Genomic DNA, 20,437 nt, shown 5'->3' with positions numbered 1-20,437 from the left:
TCCCGAAGGAGTTGGAAACCATGGCCCCAGTTGCCATGCGCACCTCTGCCCGATCACTCGCCGACGCGAAGCCGGTCTCGTTCTGGCTGGACGACCCCGGCCGGCCCGACGCGCTCCCCGCCCTCACCGGCGACGAGCACTGCGACCTCCTCGTCATCGGCGCAGGCTACAGCGGACTGTGGACCGCGCTGCTCGCCAAGGAACGCGAACCGGAACGCGATGTCGTCCTGATCGAGGGGCACGAGACGGGCTGGGCCGCCTCGGGCCGCAACGGCGGATTCTGCGCCGCCTCGCTCACCCACGGGCTGCCCAACGGACTGGAGCGCTGGCCCGACGAGATCAGGAAGCTGGAGGAGCTGGGCGCCCGCAACCTCGACGCCATCGAGGAGGCGGTGGCCCGCTACGCCATCGACTGCGAGTTCGAGCGGACCGGCGAGATCGATGTCGCCACCCAGCCCCGTCAGCTCGAAGAGCTGCGGGAATGGCAGCAGGAGGCCGAACGGCACGGATTCGGCGGGGTGGAGTTCCTCGACCGGGACGCCCTGCGCGCGGAAGTCGACTCACCGACATTCCTGGGCGGTCTCTGGGACCGGCGCGGGGTCGCGATGCTGCACCCCGCGAAGCTCGCCTGGGGTCTGAAGCAGGCCTGTCTCGACCTGGGGGTACGGATCTACGAGCACACCCGCGGACTGGAACTGGCCGGAACCGGAACCGGAATGGCGGTCCGCACCCCGTACGGAAGGGTCCTCGCCCGCCGGGTCGCCCTCGGCACCAACATCTTCCCCTCGCTCGTGAAGCGGGTGCGCCCGTTCACCGTCCCGGTCTACGACTACGCGCTGATGACGGAGCCGCTGACCGCCGACCAGCTCGCCGCCATCGGCTGGCGGAACCGGCAGGGGCTCGGTGACAGCGCCAACCAGTTCCACTACTTCCGGCTCTCCGCCGACAACCGGATCCTGTGGGGCGGATACGACGCGATCTATCCTTACGGGGGCCGGCTCAGCGCCGATCTCGACCAGCGGCCGGAAACGTTCCTGAAGCTCGCCGGACAGTTCTTCGAATGCTTCCCGCAACTGGCCGGGGTGCGTTTCACCCATGCCTGGGGCGGTGCGATCGACACCTGCTCCAGATTCTCCGCGTTCTTCGGCACGGCCCATCAGGGCCGGGTCGCCTATGCCGCCGGATACACCGGACTCGGCGTCGGAGCCACCCGGTTCGGGGCCGACGTCATGCTCGACCTCCTCGCGGGCGGGCGGACCGAGCGGACGACGCTGGAGATGGTGCGCAGCAAGCCGATGCCGTTCCCGCCGGAGCCCCTCGCCTGGGCCGGGATCGAGCTGACGAAGCGCTCGCTGGCCAGGGCCGACGCCAACGGCGGCCACCGCAACCTGTGGCTGCGCACGATGGACCGCATGGGGCTCGGCTTCGACAGCTGAGCGGCGGCCCCGCCGCCGGGTGACCCACTTCACTACCGATTGGTAGCCGAACCCGCGTAATGGATCGGCCCGACCCCGCTCTCTCCCGTGAACGCACCGGCAACTCCCTGCCGGTACGCAACGGAACGGAGGCGGTCATGACTGGCCCAGGGGTCAAGGCAGCGGTGGAGTGGCTCGCGTCGGTGGCACCGGACCCGGACGCCTGCCGGCGGGAGTGGGAGCGCAATCCGCGGGGGATCGCGCTCCTTCCCGCCGGCCGGCGCTGGGACGTACTGATCCTTCCGGCGGAGCTGGGCTATCCGACGCTCGACGTGCTCACCCGGCTCATCGACCGGCCGGGGCCGGTCCTCTCGGACTTCGGCGAGGCCCGCATGGGGTTCTTCGTGCCGCCGGGCACCGTCGACCGGTGGATCGGCACGGGAATCCGGGGCGTCGGCCGGGGCGCCTGGATCGTGGTGCCCCACCCGGGGCGGGCCGCGGGCGGGGTGCGCTGGCTGATTCCGCCGGACGGATCGGGCACGCTCACCGACGCCACACTGCTGGAACTCGCGATGCACGAGGCCGCGGGAGGGGCCGCTTCGGGGGACGGAGTTTAGGCGGCTGCTGCCAGAGGTCTTGACAACCTGATTGGTCTGGACCATGTTGTGCGCGCCACACTCAATTCCCCCTTGCACGGAGGCCGTTGTGGAACGCACGGGACCCCCCGCCCGCATTACCGGAATTCTGGCCGCCTTCACGGCGGCCCTGCTGGCCGTCGGCGGCCTGGCAGCATCGGCGCCGAGCGCGGCGGCGGCCGACGTCGATCTGGCGCGCAACGGAAACTTCGAGGCGGGCCTGGACGGCTGGAGCTGTACGGGTGGCAGCGGAGTCGCTGTCAGCACCCCCGTGCACGGCGGCACCAAGGCGCTCATGGCGACCCCGGCAGGCAGCGACAACGCCAAGTGCTCCCAGACCGTCCGGGTTGAGCCCGACTCCACGTACACGCTCAGCAGCTGGGTGCGGGGCAGCTACGTCTACCTGGGCGCGGACGGCACGGGCACCACCGACGTGTCCACCTGGACGCAGTCCGCCTCCGACTGGACGCGGCTCACCACCACGTTCAGGACGGGCGCGTCCACCACCTCGGTCAACGTGTACACACACGGCTGGTACGGCACCCCGGCGTACTACGCCGACGACTTCACCCTCGTCGGCCCCGGCGGCGACCCGGTCTCGCTTCCGGCGGTGCCCGCAGGGCTCAGGGCCGGCACCCCCACCACGTCCTCGGTCCCGCTGTCCTGGACCGCCGCCGCAGGCGCCACCGGGTACAACGTCTACCGGGGAGGCGCGAAGGTCCTCTCCACCACCGGCACATCGGCGACCGTGACGGGCCTCGCCGCCTCGACGGCGTACAGCTTCCAGGTCGCCGCCACGAACGCGGCGGGCGAGTCCGCCAAGTCGGCCGCCGTCCCCGCCACCACCACGGCGGGCGGCAGCGGGGGAGAGAGCAGCGCGGACCTGCCGGCCCACGCACTCGTCGGCTATCTGCACTCCAGCTTCGCCAACGGCTCCGGCTACACGCGGATGGCCGACGTGCCCGACTCCTGGGACGTCATCGACCTGGCCTTCGGCGAGCCGACCTCCGTCACATCCGGGGACATCCGGTTCTCGCTCTGCCCGGTGGCCGAGTGCCCGGGCGTCGAGTCGGCGGCCGAGTTCAAGGCCGCCATCAAGGCAAAGCAGGCCGCGGGGAAGAAGGTCCTGATCTCCATCGGCGGCCAGAACGGGCAGGTACAGCTCGCCACCACCGCCGCCCGTGACACCTTCGTCTCCTCGGTCAGCAAGATCATCGACGAGTACGGTCTGGACGGACTGGACATCGACTTCGAGGGCCACTCGCTCTCGCTGGACACCGGCGACACCGACTTCCGGAGCCCCACCACCCCCGTCATCGTCAACCTGATCTCCGCGGTGAAGACGCTCAAGGCCAAGTACGGCGAGAAGTTCGTCCTGACCATGGCCCCCGAGACCTTCTTCGTGCAGCTCGGCTACCAGTACTACGGATCGGGCCCGTGGGGCGGCCAGGACCCCCGCGCCGGCGCCTACCTCCCGGTCATCCACGCCCTGCGCGACGACCTCACCCTGCTGCACGTCCAGGACTACAACTCGGGCTCCATCATGGGTCTGGACGGCCAGTACCACTCGATGGGCGGCGCCGACTTCCACATCGCGATGACCGACATGCTGCTGGCCGGCTTCCCGGTGGCGGGCGACGGGACCAAGGTCTTCCCGGGGCTCCGCCCCGACCAGGTCTCGATCGGTCTGCCGGCCTCCACCCAGGCGGGCAACGGCCACACCTCGCCCGCCGAGGTCACCAAGGCACTGAACTGCCTGACGAAGAAGACCGACTGCGGCTCGTACGCCACCCACGGCACCTGGTCCGGGCTCCGCGGGCTGATGACCTGGTCGATCAACTGGGACCGCTTCAACAACTGGGAGTTCTCGAAGAACTTCGACGCGTACTTCGGCGGCTGAGTCCTCCGCGGCCGAGCCGCAGCGGTAGGAGGAACAGCGGGAGGAGCAGCAGCCCGCACAGGAACCAGCTGCCCAGCACGTCCAGCGGCCAGTGATAGCCGCGCAGCACCAGACCGATGCCCGTCGCCGCCGTCAGCAGGACAGCGGCGACGGGCATCATCCACCGGCGTCCCACATGAGGGGCGAGCAGCAGCGCCGCGGCTCCGTAGGCCACCGCGGCGGTCGCCGCGTGGCCCGACGGGTAGTAACCGGTGGCATCGGTCAGCGGCCCCGGGCGGGCGATCCAGTCCTTGAGCGGCACGACGAGCAGCGGCACGGCGGCCATCGTCAGCGCCGCGACCACCGGTGCGCGGCGCGCACCGCGCACCAGCGACCAGACGAGCGCGCAGCCCAGCACCGGGAGCGCGACCTGCATGTTGCCGAGGTCGGCGAGGAATTCGGTCAACCGGGCCGGGCCGTGGCCGACGAGGGCGCGGCCGGTGCGCTCGTCGAGACGGCGCAACGGGCCCTCGGCCGCGATCTGCCAGGTGGTGAGTGCGAACAGGGCACCCAGGCCCGACACCACGGAGAGGAGAAGAGCCGTCCGCCCCGGAACAGGGGGGGTTGTTCCGGGGCGGACGGTGGGACCGGTGTGCCGCGCGCCCCGGGGGGTGTGGGGCGGGCGGCCATCCGATCGGTGAGGAGTTCCGGAGCCCGAGGCTCCAGTGGTGTGCGCGAAGGCACAACCAGGACGGCGCTGGGGGAGCTCCGACCCGGTATCGCCCGCAGTCCCCTGCGGGCGGGGTGTTTCTCTCATCTGCGGAAACCGTACGTCAGGCGATGGGGGGACCGACAGCGGGAACGGTAACCCGCCATTGCCCCCGCACACCTTCTTCACAGGCCCTCACCCGGGCACCGGTCATCCCCGGAGAAAACGCCGCGCCGTCGTCGTGCGCGCCGCTTTCGTGCGCCGCTTCCGTGCGCCGCTTCCGTGCGCCGTGCCGACGCTTTTGCGCACCGCGCCGGGATCAGACCGTGGCGAAGGCCTGCTCGATGACGTCGAGCCCCTCGACCAGCAGGTCCTCGCCGATCACCAGCGGCGGCAGGAAGCGCAGGACGTTGCCGTACGTGCCACAGGTCAGGACGAGGACGCCCTCGGCGTGGCACGCCTTCGCGAGCTGCGCGGCCGCCTCCGGGTTCGGGTCCTTGGTGCCGGACCTCACCAGTTCGATCGCGATCATGGCGCCGCGGCCGCGGATGTCACCGATGAGGTCGCCGTTCGGCAGCTTCGCCTGCATCTCGGCGAGCCGGCCCTTCATGACCTCCTCGATCCGCTTCGCCCTCCCGTTCAGGTCCAGCTCGCGCATCGTCTCGATCGCCCCGAGCGCACCGGCGCAGGCGACCGGGTTTCCGCCGTACGTGCCGCCGAGGCCGCCGGCGTGCGCGGCGTCCATGATCTCGGCGCGGCCGGTCACGGCGGAGAGCGGGAGGCCGCCCGCGATGCCCTTGGCGGTGGTGATCAGGTCCGGGACGATGCCCTCGTCCTCGCAGGCGAACCACTGGCCGGTGCGGCAGAAGCCGGACTGGATCTCGTCGGCGACGAAGACGATGCCGTTCTCCTCGGCGAACCGCGCGATCGCCGGGAGGAAGCCCTTGGCCGGCTCGATGAACCCGCCCTCGCCGAGCACCGGCTCGATGATGATCGCGGCGACGTTGTCCGCGCCGATCTGCTTGGTGATCTCGTCGATGGCCTGCGCGGACGCCTCCGCACCGGCGTTCTCCGCACCCGTCGGCCAGCGGTAGCCGTACGCCACCGGCACCCGGTAGACCTCGGGGGCGAACGGGCCGAAGCCCTGCTTGTACGGCATGTTCTTCGCCGTCAGCGCCATCGTGAGGTTGGTCCGGCCGTGGTAGCCGTGGTCGAAGACGACGACGGCGGTGCGCTTGGTGTAGGCACGGGCGATCTTCACCGCGTTCTCGACGGCCTCGGCGCCCGAGTTGAACAGCGCCGACTTCTTCGCGTGGTCGCCCGGCGTCAGCTCGGCGAGCTGCTCACAGACCTCCACGTACCCCTCGTACGGAGTGACCATGAAACAGGTGTGGGTGAAGTCGGCGAGCTGCGCGGACGCGCGGCGCACCACCGCCTCGGCGGAGGCGCCGACCGACGTCACGGCGATACCGGAACCGAAGTCGATCAGCCGGTTGCCGTCCACGTCCTCGACGATCCCGCCACCGGCACGGGCGGTGAACACCGGCAGGGTGGAGCCCACACCTGCGGCGACCGTCGCGAGGCGGCGGGCCTGCAGCTCCACCGACTTCGGTCCGGGAATGGCGGTGACGACGCGGCGCTCCTGCGGAATAGCGGTCATGCGGGGCTCCTGGGGGTGTTTCGGACGCTTCTCTTTCTGCAGGCTAGGGGCGGCGGCGGCGCTCGGGCATGCTCCGATCGGGAGTGATGAGGGGCGTGTCCTTGTCCGCGACGGACAGAAGGCGCCCCGGGGCCGCACCGCCCCGGGACCGTCACTATCCGGGCGCGTTGCTGAACTCCCCGTGTGCGCGCACTAGATTGGCCGGTGCAGCGGTCGGACCTGGCTGGTCAGGGGGCAACGGTTCATGGACAACGAAGGCACGCACGGCGCCCGGGGCGCACGGGGTGCGCAGCCCCCGGACGCCCGCAGCGGGCCGGTGCCGGCGCCGGCCGGACCGCCCCCGGCGATCCCGCCCGGCCCGCCCCCCGTCGCGCCGCCCGCGTTCCCCCCGACCGTTCCGCCGCCCGCGGCGGAGCCCACCGCCACGACGCCGGTCCGGCCCACCGCCCAGCCCGGCCGGGACGGCACCGCCGGTACGCCGACGGCCGACTGGCTGAACGCGCCGCGCCCCGACAGCGACCCCGGTGTGTGGCGCTACGCCTACGTGCCGAGGCCCCCCGAGCGGGCGCCGCGCCCCTCCCTGGTGGGCCCAGCGGCCACGTTCGTCCTGTGGCTCCTGCTGTGGCTGCTGCTCACCGAACGTGCCGTCCCCTATGTGTTCAAGCCGATCGAGATCATCACCGGACCCGAATGGTGGGTGTTCGGCGGGCTGAGGGAGGACGCGCCCCCGCTCGTGGTCAACTCCACCACGCTCTACTACCAGATCCTGGTCCTCGCCCTGGGCTTCTGGGCCGCCAGGATCGGTGGCTGGGCGCATCTCTTCCGCTACTACGCGGGGGAGCGCCTGGACCGGGCCAGGTTCGTGGTCTCGGCGGCCGGGGCGCTCCTCACCGTGTGGCTCGTGTGGACCCGGCGGGTGCCGCTGGCGGACGTGATCCTGCCGGCCGTGCCCACCAGTTGGATGCAGGGCGGCGGGAACCAGTACGCCGCCCTGTTCGTCTCGATCGTGCTCTACGCCCTGATCGGCACCGCGATCGTGTGGCCGTTCGCCCGGATCGGCCAGTGGTCGACGGAGCTCGGCCCCTTCCTGCGGCGGCTGCGTAACCAGGAGCCGGAGCCGGAGCGGCCCCAGGCCGTCCCCGCACGGCCGGGGACCGCCCCCGCACCCGCCGGACCGGCCCCGGCGGACTGGCCCGAGCTGCGGGCCGCCGGGCGCCCGGACGCCGCGGAGGCACTGACGGCAGCCGTTCGTACCGGCCGGATGAACGACGTCGACTGCGTACGGCTGCGCCATGCCTGGGCCGTCGCCCGGACCCGTCCCGACCGTCTCGAATCCTTCACCGACACCGTGCTGCGCAAGGGTCCGGGCGCCTATATGCATCCGTCGGGCGCCCGCGATCTGCCGCTGCGCACCGCTCCGCACGACCCCCTCACGGGCCAGGTCCGGATCGGCGGCTGTGCTGACGACCCGCGCAACCCCTATCCGCGCCGCGGTTCGGGCATGGCCCTGGAGCCCGCCTCGCTGGGAACGTCCCTGCTGGCGGTGGGGCCACCCGGTTCGGGGAAGACCGCCGCTGTGGTCCGGCCGGTCATCGAGTCCCTCGCCATCAGGGCGCTCACCGGCCAGGCCGCGGTGCTCGCCGTCGGCGGGGCGGGCGCCCAGCTGGGTCCCGACGAGGCCTACGACGTCGTCGTCAGGATCGGCGACCCCGCGTCCGTACACGACTTCGACCTGTACGGCGGCACGACCGACCCCGACGAGGCCGCGATCGCCCTCGCGGAGGGACTGGCCGGCGACATCCCCGGACTGGACAGCCGCCGCGCTGGCACCGTCCTCGGCCAGCTTCTCGGCCCCTACCGCACCGTGCACGGCAGGTTCCCCGGCGTTCCCGAACTCCGCGAGCTCCTCGAAGGCTCCGTCACCGCCCTGACCCGCCTGCGCCAGGCCCTGGAGTCCGGCGGCCACCACGCGATGCTGCGCGAGCTGGACGCCCGTGCCCGGCAGGCAGGCGGCTCGGGGGACCCGGCCGCCGTCCTGGCCGACCGGATCGCCGCACTCGACCGTCCGGCCTTCGCCGGGTTCTTCTCCACGGGCGAGGACGCCCGGCCGTTCTCGCTGCGGTCCCTGGAACAGCACCCGCTGCGAGTGCGCATCGATCTGCCGGAACGGGCACACGCCGAGGCGTCCCGGGTGCTGGCCCGCCTCGTCCTCGCCCAGTTCAACGCGATCGCCGCGGCCCGCTCGGACCGCTCGCTGTTCGTCTGTCTGGTCCTGGACGACGCCACGCACGCCATCACCGCCGAAACCGTCCGGGGGATCCGGCGGCTGCGCTCCGTCAACGCCGGCGCGGTCCTGGCCCTGCGGACTCTGGACGACGTGCCCGAAGCGCTGCACACCGCCCTGCTCGGGTCCGTCGGCTGCGCCATGGCCTTCGCCGGCGTCTCGACCTGGGACGGCAAACGCTTCGCCGAGGCCTGGGGCAAGGAGTGGGTGGAGGTCCGCGAGGTCGCCCAGCACGGCGTCTTCGCCGACCAGCCGCTCACCCGCGCCCTGCACGCCCTGCGGAAGCTGGCCACCGGCAAGGCGGTGACCACCGACGCCGTGACCGTGCGCCAGGTCGAGCGGGAACGCTGGTCCGCCTCCGGACTGGCCTACGAACTGCCGGCCGGTCACGCGGTGCTCTCCCTGACCACCGTCGACGGCGAACACGCACCCCCTCTCCTGGTGGATTTGGGAAGCTGAGGGGTTACGCGGCAGTAGCGCAGGGAGCGGTTACGGGAACCCTGCCGCCCTGGCAGAATCGACGACAGCCGTTCATACGGGACGGCGAAATCGACGCCCCCTCCCAAAGGTCGCCCGTCCCATGCCCCCCACTCTCGCCTCGCTCGCCCAGCACTCGGCGCTCAAGCTCACGGTCCGTGCGGGGGCGGACCGGCTCGATGTCCCCGTGCGCTGGGCACACGCCAGTGAGCTGGCCGACCCCGTTCCCTACATGGAGGGCGGTGAGCTGCTGCTGATCACCGCGACCAATCTCGACGCCGAGAGCCCCGAGGCCATGCAGCGGTACGTGCGGCGGCTGGCCGGCTCCGGGGTCGTCGGGGTGGGCTTCGCCGTGGGTGTCAACTACGACGAGGTGCCGAAGGCGGTGATCGACGCCGCCGAGGAAGCGGGGCTGCCGCTCCTCGAAGTGCCCCGCCGCACCCCCTTCATCGCCATCGCCAAGGCCGTGTCGTCGGAGATCGCCGCCGACCAGTACCGGGCCGTGACCGCCGGTTTCGAGGCGCAGCGCGAACTCACCAGGGCGGCGCTCGCCGGGGACGGGCCCGCTGAGCTCCTCACCCGGCTCGCCGCCCACGTCGACGGCTGGGCCGCGCTGTACGACGCCTCGGGGGCCGTCGTGGCCGCGGCTCCCGACTGGGCCGCCCGCCGCGCCGCCCGGCTCACCCCGGACGTGGAGCGCCTGCGGGACCGCCCGGCCCCCGCCAGCGTGGTCGTCGGCGGCTCCGACGACCGGGTCGAGCTCCAGTCCCTGGGCACCGGCCGCCGGGCCCGCGGCGCACTCGCCGTCGGCACCGGGGCGGCACTCGGCACCGCGGAGCGTTACGCCGTGCACTCGGCGGTCGCCCTGCTCACCCTCACCACCGCCCGCTCCCGATCGCTCCAGGGCGCCGAACAGCGGTTGGGCGCGGCGGTGCTGCGCATGCTGCTCGCCGGCCAGCCCGACCACGCGCGCGGCGTCGCCGGGGATCTGTACGGCGGGCTGCTGGACGCGCCGTTCCGGCTGCTCATCGCCGAAGCCTCCGAACCCTCCACCACCGCGCGGCTGGCCGAGGCCATGGAGACCGCGGCCGCCCGGTCGGGCGAGACCGTGCTGATGGTGCCCGAGGGTGAACGCCTCGTCGTCCTGGCCGCCGACGGCGGCGCCGCCGTCGGCGCCTGCACCACCTACACGCAGGCCCAGGAGGAACGGCCCGCGCACGAACCGGCGGAGGACACCGTCGTGGTCGTGGGCCTCTCCGCCCCCGCCGGGCCGATCGCCGTCTCGGCCGCGTACAAGCAGGCCGAGCAGGCGCTGTCGGTGGCCCGAAGACGGGGCAGGGCCCTGGTCGAGCACGAGGAGCTGGCGGCCGGATCGGTCGTCCCGCTGCTCGCGGACGACGCCGTACGGGCCTTCGCCGACGCCATGCTCCGCGCCCTGTACGAGCACGACACCAAGGGCCGCGGCGACCTGGTCGCCTCCCTGCGGGCCTGGCTCTCCCACCACGGCCAGTGGGACGCCGCGGCCGCGGACCTGGGGGTGCACCGGCACACCCTGCGCTACCGCATGCGCAGGGTGGAGGAGATCCTCGGCCGTTCCCTGGACGATCCGGACACCCGGATGGAACTCTGGCTGGCCCTCAAGGTCACCAGCCCCCCGACGGTGTCCTAGGACCTGCTCGAAGGCCCCGCCTGTCCCTGCTTTCGAAACCCCGCCCTGCCCCTGCTTTCCGATTTCCAAGCACGTCCCAGGGCCTTTCCCCGGGCTTTTCGAGCAACCACGGGTTCATCCGACAAACCGGCGCGTCCCGGAGCACCTCTGCTCCACGCCGGACAAACGCCAGGCGCGGGGCCCGGCCCTACGGTGGGGGACGGAACACCCACGACGTCGAAGGGCCGGAACCTCCATGACCTCCACCCACGCCTTCTGGCTGGCCGGCCGCGAGGCCACCGGCGAGGAAACCCTCGACGTCACCAGCCCCTGGGACGGCCGTCCCGTCGGAACCGTCGGCGTGCCGACCGAGGCCCAGATCGAGGAGGCCGTCGCCGCGGCCCACGCCGTGCGCGACGAGTTCGCCGCGACCCCGGCCCACGTCCGCGCCGCCGCGCTCGACCACGTGGCACGGCGCCTGACGGAGCGCACCGAGGAGATCGCCCAGGTGATCTCCGCAGAGAACGGCAAGCCCATCAAGTGGGCGCGCGGCGAGGTCGGCCGGGCCGTCTCGGTGTTCCGCTTCGCCTCCGAGGAGGCCCGCCGGTTCAACAGCGGCGACGCCCAGCGCCTGGACACCGACGCCGGTGGTACGGGACGGCTCGGCCTGACCCGCCGCTTCCCGCGCGGCACCGTCCTCGGCATCGCACCCTTCAACTTCCCGCTGAACCTCAGCGCGCACAAGGTGGCCCCGGCCATCGCCGTCGGTGCCCCGATCATCCTCAAGCCCGCCCCGGCCACCCCGATCTCGTCGCTCATCCTGGGCGAGCTGCTGGCCGAGACCGACCTGCCGGCCGGCTCCTGGTCCGTCCTGACGGTCCCCAACGACCGGATGCCCGCCCTGGTGCAGGACGAGCGGCTGCCCGTGATCTCGTTCACCGGCTCCGCCCCCGTCGGCTACTCGATCATGGACTCCGTGCCGCGCAAGCACTGCACCCTGGAGCTCGGCGGCAACGGCGCCGCGGTCGTCCTCGGCGACTACGCCTCCGAGGAGGACCTGGACTGGGCCGCGACCCGTATCGCGACCTTCTCCAACTACCAGGGCGGCCAGTCCTGCATCTCGGTGCAGCGCGTCATCGCGGACGCCGCGGTCTACGACCGGCTTCTCCCGAAGATCGTCGCCGCGGTCGAGGCCCAGGTCACTGGAGACCCGTCCGACGCCGCCACCGACGTCGGCCCGCTGGTCAGCGAGGACGCGGCCAAGCGCGTCGAGTCCTGGGTCGACGAGGCGGTGGAGGCCGGCGGCAAGCTGCTCACCGGCGGCAGGCGGGACGGGGCGAGCTACGCGCCGACCGTACTCACCGAGCTCCCCGACGGCGTCAGCCTCTCCTGCGAGGAGGTCTTCGGACCGGTCCTCTCGGTGCAGAGGGTGGACGGCGAGGCCGAGGCGTTCGCCTCCGTCAACTCCTCCAAGTACGGCCTCCAGGCAGGCGTGTTCACCCACGACCTGCAGACCGCCTTCCGCGCCCACCGCGCGCTGGAGGTCGGCGGCGTGATCATCGGCGACGTCCCCTCGTACCGTGCGGACCAGATGCCGTACGGCGGCACCAAGCAGTCCGGCGTCGGCCGGGAGGGCGTCCGGTACGCCATGGACGACTACACCTACGAGCGTGTCCTGGTCCTCACCGGCCTCGCCCTGTAGCCGTCCCGGCGGACGAACGGCCGGATCCCCGCGCGGTGGGATCCGGCCGTTCCGGGATTCCGCGAGCGGGGATGGCCACTGGAGTGGCGGCCGACCCGATCGGAGTCCCGAGGATGGTGGCAACGGCAGGAATCGGGTACATACGGACGAGTAGAACCGGTCGATACGCGTCGGCGGGCCCGCACACCGGGCCGTCCGTGGGTCTGCCGGACCACCCACCCGACGACGACGCGGCGAGGTGAGCTCCTCATGTCCGCACCATCCGCACAACGACCCTCCGCACACCAGCACACGCCCAAGGTCTCCGAGCGCGAAGCGCGCCAAGTGGCCGAGGACGCGCGTGAACGGGACTGGCACAAGCCCAGTTTCGCCAAGGAACTCTTCCTGGGCCGCTTCCGTCTCAACCTGATCCACCCGCATCCGCTGCCGGCCGGCGAGGACGTCCGGCGCGGCGAGGAGTTCCTCGCCCGGCTGCGCGAGTTCTGCGACACCAGGATCGACGGCGCCCTGATCGAGCGCGAGGCCAGGATCCCCGACGAGGTGGTCAACGGCCTCAAGGAGCTCGGCGCGCTGGGCATGAAGATCGACGTCAAGTACGGCGGTCTCGGCCTGACGCAGGTGTACTACAACAGGGCCCTCGCCCTGGTCGGTTCCGCCAGCCCGGCGATCGGCGCCCTGCTCTCCGCCCACCAGTCCATCGGTGTGCCGCAGCCGCTGAAGGTCTTCGGCAGCCAGGAGCAGAAGGACACCTTCCTGCCCCGGCTCGCCCGCAGCGACATCTCGGCGTTCCTCCTCACCGAGCCCGACGTCGGGTCCGACCCGGCACGCCTCGCGACGTCCGCCGTCCCGGACGGCTCGGACTACGTGCTCGACGGCGTGAAGCTGTGGACGACCAACGGGGTCGTCGCCGACCTGCTCGTCGTCATGGCCCGGGTCCCGAAGTCCGACGGCCACAAGGGCGGCATCACCGCCTTCGTGGTCGAGGCGGACTCCCCGGGCATCACCGTGGAGAACCGCAACGCGTTCATGGGCCTGCGCGGCCTGGAGAACGGCGTCACCCGTTTCCACCGGGTCCGCGTCCCCGCGGCGAACCGGATCGGGCCGGAGGGCGCCGGGCTCAAGATCGCGCTCACCACCCTCAACACCGGCCGGCTCTCGCTGCCCGCCATGTGCGTCGGCTCCGGGAAGTGGTGTCTGAAGATCGCCCGCGAGTGGTCGGCGGTCCGCGAGCAGTGGGGCAGGCCGGTCGCCCGGCACGAGGCGGTCGGCTCGAAGATCGCCTTCATCGCCGCGACCACCTTCGCCCTGGAAGCGGTCGTCGACCTCTCCTCCCAGATGGCCGACGAGAACCGCAACGACATCCGGATCGAGGCCGCGCTCGCCAAGCTGTACGGCTCCGAGATGGGCTGTCTGATGGCCGACGAGCTCGTCCAGATCCGCGGCGGCCGGGGCTTCGAGACGGCGGACTCCCTCGCCGCACGCGGCGAACGGGCCGTCCCCGCCGAGCAGATGCTCCGGGACATGCGCATCAACCGGATCTTCGAGGGCTCGACGGAGATCATGCACCTGCTGATCGCCCGGGAGGCCGTCGACGCCCACCTGAAGGTCGCCGGGGACATCATCGACCCCGACAAGCCGTTCTCCGCCAAGGCGAAGGCCGGCGCGAACGCCGCGGGTTTCTACGCCCGGTGGCTGCCCAAGCTCGTCGCCGGACCCGGACAGGTCCCCGGCACCTACGCGGAGTTCAACCCCGCGGGCCACGCCGACCTGTCCGGACACCTGCGCTACGTCGAACGCTCCTCCCGCAAGCTGGCCCGCTCCACCTTCTACGCCATGTCGCGCTGGCAGGGCCGGATGGAGACCAAGCAGGGCTTCCTCGGCCGGGTCGTCGACATCGGCGCGGAACTCTTCGCGATGAGCGCCGCCTGCGTCCGGGCCGAGCTCCTGCGCGGCGACGACGACCACGGCCGTGAGGCCTACCAGCTCGCCGACGCGTTCTGCCACCAGTCCCGTGTCCGGGTCGAGGAGCTCTTCACCCGGCTGTGGTCCAACACCGACGACCTGGACAGGCGCGTGGTCGACGGCGTCCTGTCGGGCACGTACACCTGGCTGGAGGAGGGCATCGTCGACCCGAGCGGCGAAGGCCCGTGGATCGCCGACGCCACCCCGGGCGCCTCCACCCGGGACAACGTCCACCGGCCGATCCGCTGAGCCCCTGACGCAGGACCCGGCGGGGCGCGTCCACTCGTTGGACGCGCCCCGCCACCACGCGTGCGGCACGGCAGGATGAGCGACCGTGACCGTCATCCACGTCCCCGGCTCCAAGTCCGTCACCGCGCGCGCCCTCTTCCTGGCCGCCGCCGCGAACGGCACCAGCACGCTCGTACGTCCGCTGATCTCGGACGACACCGAAGGCTTCGCCGAAGGGCTGACCGGCCTCGGCTACGAGGTGGCGCGGGAGGCGGACCGCTGGCGCGTCGTGGGACGCCCGGCCGGCCCCGCCGCCGCCGAGGCCGACATCCACTGCCGTGACGGGGCGACCACGGCCCGTTTCCTGCCGACCCTCGCCGCGGCCGGCACGAGCGGCAGCTACCGTTTCGACGCCTCCGCGCAGATGCGCCGCCGCCCTCTCGCCCCGCTCACCGAGGCGCTGCGGGCACTCGGTGTCGACCTCCACCACGAGGAGGCCGAGGGCCACCACCCGCTGCGGATCAGCGCCGCGGGCATCAAGGGCGGCGAACTGACACTGGACGCCGGACAGTCCAGCCAGTACCTCACCGCGCTCCTGATGCTCGGACCGCTGACGGCCGAGGGGCTCCGGATCGACGTCACCGATCTGGTGTCGGCGCCCTACATCGAGATCACCCTGGCGATGATGCGGAGCTTCGGGGTCGAGGTCGGCCGCGGCGGCCCCGGTGACAACGTGTTCACCGTGCCGCCCGGCGGCTACCGGGCCACCACGTACGCCGTCGAGCCGGACGCCTCCACCGCGAGCTACTTCTTCGCCGCGGCGGCCCTCACCGGCCGGGAGGTGACCGTCCCCGGGCTGGGGAAGGACGCACTCCAGGGGGACCTGCGGTTCGTCGACGTGCTGCGACGGATGGGCGCCGAGGTGCACATGGACGCCCGCTCCACCACCGTCCGCTCCACCGGGACGCTCCGCGGCCTCACCGTCAACATGCGCGACATCTCCGACACCATGCCGACACTGGCCGCGATCGCCCCCCACGCCTCCGGGCCGGTGCGCATCGAGGACGTCGGCAACACCCGGGTGAAGGAGTGCGACCGGCTGGAGGCGTGCGCCGGGAACCTGCGGCGGATGGGCATCACCGTCGCGACGGGTCCGGACTGGATAGAGATCCTGCCCGGCACGCCGCGGGCCACCGAGATCGCCACCCACGGCGACCACCGCATCGTCATGTCGTTCGCCGTCGCCGGTCTGCGGACCCCCGGCATCACCTACGACGACCCGGGCTGCGTACGCAAGACCTTCCCGCGCTTCCACGAGGAGTTCGCCGAATTCGCGAAGCTCACGGCCTGACCGGAGGGATAGGCTCCCCGGCATGATGTCCGCATCCGACGTGCTGTCCGTCCTGTCGGTGCTGCGCGGGGCCGGCGCGGATGTGGTGCTGGCCGGCGGCTGGGGGATCGACGCGCTGATCGGCGAGGAGACCCGCGGCCACAGGGACCTCGACCTGCTGCACCGCCACGAACAGGAACCCGCCCTCGTCGCCGCCCTGACGGCGGCCGGTTACGCGCAGACCCTCGACCGGCGCCCCGTGCGGTTCGTCCTCAGCCACCCCGCCGGTCCCGAAATCGATCTGCACCCCCTGCGGTTCGCGCCGGACGGCTCGGCGGTCCAGTCGTCGTTCGACCCCGATCAGCCCTTCCGCTACCCGGCGGAGTGCTTCGTCACCGGCACCGTGGACGGCACGCCGGTGCGCTGCATCTCGGCCCGTCAGCAGGTCGATTTCCACCAGGGGTACGAGCCCGGGCCGGCCGATCTGCACGACATGGCACAGCTCCGCAGGGTGTTCGGCGTGGCCACGCATTTCTGAACCCGGCCGGCATGCAGCACAATCGGGCGTCGGTCGGCAGCACGACGGACGACGGGACGACAGCGAATGGGGACAGGAATGTACGGGGCGAGGAACGTGCGGGGACGGCGCCGGACGGCAGTCGTCGCGATCGCGGCCGCGATGGCTCTGGGCCTGACCGCCTGCGGCAGTGACGACGACAGCGCGGGCGGCTCCGCCGGTGCGGACAAGGACGGCAAGGCCTCGGACCGGGCCTCCGCGCCCGGCGCGGCAGACGAGGCACGACTGACGGCAGCCTCCTTCACCGACGGCGAGAAGGTCGGCACGTACACCGCGTCCGAGTACGCCCTCGACGGCCCCCTCGGCGACGCCTACACCGCGCAGCCGGCAGGCTGCCAGCCGCTCGTCAGCCTCGCCGCGGAGGTCAGCGACCCCGACCCCACCGCCCAGGTGCAGCGCAAGGCCGACATCCCCGCCGAGATGCTCGGTGTCACCACCGACATCACCCTGCGCAGTTACGGCAAGGGCGGGGCCGAAACCGTCATGAAGGCACTCGACAAGGCAGGCAAGGACTGCGCCGGAGGCTTCACCGAACAGCGGGCCGTCGCCCGTGCCAAGTACCTGGAGGTCGAGCCGGCCAAGGCCCCCGCCTTCGCGGCCGAGACCGACGGGGCGAAGGCCTACCGCTTCACCATCCTCGACGTGAAGGGGAAGGAGAAGCTGTACGAGTACCTCACCGTCGTCCGCTCCGGCTCCACCACTCTCGCCTTCCGCGCGGAGATCAGCTCCACCAAGGACATCGGCGGGGTGCCGCCCGAGATCATGGCCGCGCAGTGGTCGAAGTTCCGCGCGGCCAAGGCCTGAGGCCCCGGTGAGCGAGCAGCCACGACCCGGCGCGCGGGGCGCGCGGTCCACGCACACAGCGGATGCGGCAACAATGGGGGCCATGAGCGACAGCCCCGCCCCCCTCGCCGACCCGCACCTCGTCTTCGACGCCGTGGAAGGACGCCGGGATCTCGTCATCCTCGGCTCCACCGGGTCCATCGGCACCCAGGCCATCGACCTGGTGCTGCGCAATCCCGACCGCTTCCGTGTCACCGCGCTCTCCGCGGCGGGCGGCCGGGTCCCCCTCCTCGCCGAACAGGCCCGCCTGCTGCGGGTGCGTACGGTCGCGGTCGCCTCTCCCGAAGCGGTGCCCGCCCTGCGCGAGGCGCTGCTGCACGAGTACGGGCCGGGCGAGCCGATCCCCGAGATCCTGGCCGGGCCCGAAGCGGCAACGGAGCTGGCGGCCGGTGACTGCCACACCGTGCTCAACGGCATCACGGGTTCGATCGGCCTCGCCCCGACGCTGGCCGCGCTCAGGGCGGGCCGCACCCTGGCACTGGCCAACAAGGAGTCGCTGATCGTCGGCGGCCCGCTGGTCAAGGCGCTGGCCGCGCCCGGGCAGATCATCCCGGTCGACTCCGAGCACGCCGCTCTCTTCCAGGCGCTCGCGGCGGGCAAGCGCGCCGATGTGCGCAAGCTCGTCGTCACCGCGTCCGGCGGCCCGTTCCGCGGACGCACCAGGAGCGAGCTCGGGGACGTCACCAGGGAACAGGCCCTCGCGCACCCGACCTGGGCCATGGGGCCGGTCATCACGATCAACTCGGCGACCCTGGTCAACAAGGGCCTCGAGGTCATCGAGGCCCATCTCCTCTACGACATCCCGTTCGACCGGATCGAGGTCGTGGTCCACCCCCAGTCGTATGTCCACTCCATGGTGGAGTTCACCGACGGCTCCACCCTCGCCCAGGCGACCCCGCCCGACATGGGCGGGCCGATCGCCATCGGCCTCGGCTGGCCGCAGCGCGTACCCGACGCGGCCCCCGCCTTCGACTGGTCGAAGGCCTCGTCCTGGGAGTTCTTCCCGCTGGACACCGAGGCCTTCCCGTCGGTCGGGCTCGCCCGCCACGTCGGGGCCCTGGGCGGCACCGCGCCGGCGGTGTTCAACGCCGCCAACGAGGAGTGCGTGGACGCGTTCCTCGACGGCCGGCTGGCATTCAACGGCATCATGGACACCGTCACCGCGGTGGTGGCCGAACACGGAACGCCCCCGACGGGAACTTCCCTCACCGTCGCGGACGTCCTTGAAGCGGAGGCCTGGGCACGGACCCGGGCCCGGGAACTCTCGGCCGAGGCCGCAGCGGAGGCGCGCGCATGAGTATGACGTCGGTCCTGTTGACCGTTCTGGGTATCGCCGTCTTTGTCATCGGACTGCTGTTCTCCATCGCCTGGCACGAGCTGGGTCACCTCTCGACCGCGAAGCTCTTCGGTATCCGCGTACCCCAGTACATGGTCGGCTTCGGCCCGACGATCTGGTCGCGCAAGAAGGGCGACACGGAGTACGGGTTCAAGGCGATCCCGGCGGGCGGCTACATCCGCATGATCGGGATGTTCCCCCCGGGGCTCGACGGCCGGATCGAGGCGCGTTCCACCTCGCCGTGGCGCGGCATGATCGAGGACGCCAGGTCGGCGGCCTTCGAGGAGCTGGAACCGGGCGACGAGAAGCGGCTCTTCTACACGCGCAAGCCGTGGAAGCGCATGATCGTCATGTTCGCCGGGCCGTTCATGAACCTGATCCTGGCCGTCGTGATCTTCCTCGGCGTGGCCATGACCTTCGGGTTCCAGACCCAGACGACCCAGGTCGCCGGCGTCCAGAAGTGCGTGATCTCGCAGAGCGAGAACCGCGAGACCTGCAAGTCGTCCGACCCGGTCTCGCCCGCCCAGGCAGCCGGACTGCGGGAGGGCGACAAGATCGTCGCCTTCAACGGCACGAAGATCGACAAGTGGTCCACGCTCTCCGACCGGATCCGCGACACGATCGGCCCCGCCACCATCACCGTCCAGCGCGGCGGCCAGGAGCAGACCCTGCACGCCGTGCTCAGGAAGAACGCGGTGGCGAAGAAGGACTCCGACGGCGAGGTCATCCCCGGCAAGTTCGTCTCCGCCGGCTACCTCGGATTCGCGGCGCAGACGGAGATCGTGCCGCTCTCCTTCGGTGACTCGGTCGTCCGCATGGGCGACATGATCGAGAACGGCGTCGATTCGATCATCGACCTGCCGTCCAAGATCCCCGCGCTCTGGAGCGCGGCCTTCTCGGACGGCGACCGTGCGGCCGACTCCCCGGTCGGCGTCGTCGGCGCGGCCAGGATCGGCGGCGAGGTGATGACGCTGGACGTCCCGGCGCAGAACCAGATCGCGATGATGCTGTTCCTGCTGGCCGGCTTCAACCTCTCGCTGTTCCTCTTCAACATGCTGCCCCTGCTGCCGCTCGACGGCGGTCACATCGCGGGAGCGCTGTGGGAGGCGATCCGGCGCAACGCGGCGCGGATCTTCCAGCGCCCCGACCCCGGCCCGTTCGACGTCGCCAAGCTGATGCCCGTCGCCTATGTCGTGGCCGGGATGTTCATCTGCTTCACCCTGCTCGTGCTGGTGGCCGATGTCGTCAATCCGGTCAAGATCTCCTGACCGGCGCGACGGATGTGCCTGCTGTATCCCGAGTGACGTCGGATGCGCGTGATGCGTCCGGTCGCCCACATTTTGTGCGGGCGCCGGATGCCGTGTGCCTCAGGTTGTCCTCGGTGCCGTAACCTCGAAGGTCGGAGCCCGCCGATCTCGGGACCTTGATCCACACCTTGGGGATGCTCAGCGCATGACTGCGATTTCTCTCGGAATGCCTACCGTTCCGACTCAGCTCGCCGTACGGCGGGTCAGCCGCAAGATCCAGGTCGGGTCGGTGGCGGTCGGTGGGGACGCGCCGGTTTCGGTGCAGTCGATGACGACGACGCGTACGTCGGACATCGGTGCGACGTTGCAGCAGATCGCGGAGCTGACGGCGTCGGGTTGTCAGATCGTGCGGGTGGCGTGCCCGACGCAGGATGATGCGGACGCGCTCAGGACGATCGCTTCGAAGTCGCAGATCCCGGTGATCGCGGATATTCACTTCCAGCCG

General features: G+C 71.6%; 15 protein-coding genes. 13 read left to right on the top strand and 2 right to left on the bottom strand.

Going from position 1 to position 20,437, the window contains the following annotated elements:
* Positions 1–20: 20 nt before the first annotated feature.
* From ACFVJX_RS14765 to ACFVJX_RS14755, 3 genes are all read left to right on the top strand, one after another.
* Positions 21–1,436 carry an NAD(P)/FAD-dependent oxidoreductase gene (locus ACFVJX_RS14765; protein WP_384131510.1) on the top strand — a complete coding sequence of 472 codons (1,416 nt, stop codon included), beginning with the start codon at positions 21–23 and terminating at the stop codon, positions 1,434–1,436.
* A 137-nt stretch (positions 1,437–1,573) separates the two neighbouring features.
* Positions 1,574–2,032 carry a hypothetical protein gene (locus ACFVJX_RS14760; RefSeq protein ID WP_384131513.1) on the top strand — a complete coding sequence of 153 codons (459 nt, stop codon included), beginning with the start codon at positions 1,574–1,576 and terminating at the stop codon, positions 2,030–2,032.
* A gap of 88 nt (positions 2,033–2,120) precedes the next feature.
* Entirely contained in the window at positions 2,121–3,950 is a 1,830-nt protein-coding gene (locus ACFVJX_RS14755) for a chitinase (RefSeq protein WP_384131516.1), read from the top strand.
* Here ACFVJX_RS14755 and ACFVJX_RS14750 read toward each other — a convergent pair.
* Complete coding sequence (locus tag ACFVJX_RS14750) at positions 3,901–4,746, bottom strand: phosphatase PAP2 family protein (protein ID WP_384131519.1); 846 nt, start codon at positions 4,744–4,746, stop codon at positions 3,901–3,903. The genes ACFVJX_RS14755 and ACFVJX_RS14750 overlap by 50 nt on opposite strands.
* A gap of 211 nt (positions 4,747–4,957) precedes the next feature.
* A complete protein-coding gene (gene gabT, locus ACFVJX_RS14745) occupies positions 4,958–6,298 on the bottom strand; it encodes a 4-aminobutyrate--2-oxoglutarate transaminase (RefSeq protein ID WP_384131522.1) in 1,341 nt (446 codons plus the stop codon).
* Between the two features lie 244 nt (positions 6,299–6,542).
* Here gabT and ACFVJX_RS14740 point away from each other — a divergent pair, with 244 nt between their 5' ends.
* From ACFVJX_RS14740 to ACFVJX_RS14695, 10 genes are all read left to right on the top strand, one after another.
* Complete coding sequence (locus ACFVJX_RS14740; protein ID WP_384131525.1) at positions 6,543–9,041, top strand: ATP/GTP-binding protein; 2,499 nt, start codon at positions 6,543–6,545, stop codon at positions 9,039–9,041.
* A 121-nt stretch (positions 9,042–9,162) separates the two neighbouring features.
* On the top strand, positions 9,163–10,728 hold the full coding sequence (locus tag ACFVJX_RS14735; RefSeq protein WP_384131528.1) for a PucR family transcriptional regulator: 1,566 nt from the start codon (positions 9,163–9,165) through the stop codon (positions 10,726–10,728).
* Between the two features lie 235 nt (positions 10,729–10,963).
* The gene (locus tag ACFVJX_RS14730) at positions 10,964–12,409 is read left to right on the top strand and encodes an aldehyde dehydrogenase family protein (protein ID WP_384131531.1); all 1,446 of its coding nucleotides are present in this window, start codon (positions 10,964–10,966) and stop codon (positions 12,407–12,409) included.
* 249 nt (positions 12,410–12,658) lie between these two features.
* On the top strand, positions 12,659–14,620 hold the full coding sequence (locus ACFVJX_RS14725) for an acyl-CoA dehydrogenase family protein (protein WP_384131534.1): 1,962 nt from the start codon (positions 12,659–12,661) through the stop codon (positions 14,618–14,620).
* Between the two features lie 85 nt (positions 14,621–14,705).
* Entirely contained in the window at positions 14,706–15,950 is a 1,245-nt protein-coding gene (gene aroA, locus ACFVJX_RS14720; protein WP_384195836.1) for a 3-phosphoshikimate 1-carboxyvinyltransferase, read from the top strand.
* Positions 15,951–15,972: 22 nt separating this feature from the next.
* Positions 15,973–16,467 (top strand): nucleotidyltransferase domain-containing protein, encoded by a 495-nt coding sequence (locus ACFVJX_RS14715; protein ID WP_384136863.1) that lies wholly within the window; start codon positions 15,973–15,975, stop codon positions 16,465–16,467.
* 78 nt (positions 16,468–16,545) lie between these two features.
* Positions 16,546–17,310, top strand: a complete 765-nt coding sequence (locus ACFVJX_RS14710) for a hypothetical protein (RefSeq protein ID WP_384136861.1) — start codon at positions 16,546–16,548, stop codon at positions 17,308–17,310.
* A gap of 73 nt (positions 17,311–17,383) precedes the next feature.
* The gene (gene dxr, locus ACFVJX_RS14705) at positions 17,384–18,646 is read left to right on the top strand and encodes a 1-deoxy-D-xylulose-5-phosphate reductoisomerase (RefSeq protein ID WP_384136859.1); all 1,263 of its coding nucleotides are present in this window, start codon (positions 17,384–17,386) and stop codon (positions 18,644–18,646) included.
* On the top strand, positions 18,643–19,953 hold the full coding sequence (locus ACFVJX_RS14700) for a M50 family metallopeptidase (protein ID WP_384136857.1): 1,311 nt from the start codon (positions 18,643–18,645) through the stop codon (positions 19,951–19,953). The genes dxr and ACFVJX_RS14700 overlap by 4 nt, the downstream gene beginning before the upstream one ends.
* A gap of 184 nt (positions 19,954–20,137) precedes the next feature.
* Positions 20,138–20,437: flavodoxin-dependent (E)-4-hydroxy-3-methylbut-2-enyl-diphosphate synthase (locus ACFVJX_RS14695; RefSeq protein WP_385744737.1), on the top strand; the 300-nt coding region annotated here is incomplete at its 3' end.

Origin of the sequence: Streptomyces sp. NPDC127177 (assembly GCF_042672475.1) — a bacterium.
Lineage (GTDB): Bacteria > Actinomycetota > Actinomycetes > Streptomycetales > Streptomycetaceae > Streptomyces.
This window is presented reverse-complemented; position numbering and strand designations above follow the sequence as displayed.